The sequence below is a fragment of the Rugamonas aquatica genome, assembly GCF_009380215.1.
GTDB lineage: Bacteria > Pseudomonadota > Gammaproteobacteria > Burkholderiales > Burkholderiaceae_D > Rugamonas > Rugamonas aquatica_B.
In genome coordinates this window covers 1-464 of the sequence record NZ_WHUG01000049.1, presented here as the reverse complement: position 1 = coordinate 464, position 464 = coordinate 1, and the positions used below count along the sequence as shown (strand labels likewise).

Annotated in this window: 1 rRNA gene; it reads left to right on the top strand. The window is 53.2% G+C overall.

Annotated features, from left to right (window positions below):
• Nucleotides 1–16 precede the first annotated feature (16 nt).
• Nucleotides 17–464: ribosomal RNA gene (locus GEV02_RS32595) — 16S ribosomal RNA — on the top strand; the annotation flags it as partial.

Genomic DNA, 464 nt, shown 5'->3' with positions numbered 1-464 from the left:
CAAATAAACAGAGATTAAACTGAAGAGTTTGATCCTGGCTCAGATTGAACGCTGGCGGCATGCCTTACACATGCAAGTCGAACGGCAGCGCGGGGCAACCTGGCGGCGAGTGGCGAACGGGTGAGTAATATATCGGAACGTACCCTGGAGTGGGGGATAACGTAGCGAAAGTTACGCTAATACCGCATACGATCTAAGGATGAAAGTGGGGGATCGCAAGACCTCATGCTCCTGGAGCGGCCGATATCTGATTAGCTAGTTGGTAGGGTAAAAGCCTACCAAGGCATCGATCAGTAGCTGGTCTGAGAGGACGACCAGCCACACTGGAACTGAGACACGGTCCAGACTCCTACGGGAGGCAGCAGTGGGGAATTTTGGACAATGGGCGCAAGCCTGATCCAGCAATGCCGCGTGAGTGAAGAAGGCCTTCGGGTTGTAAAGCTCTTTTGTCAGGGAAGAAACGG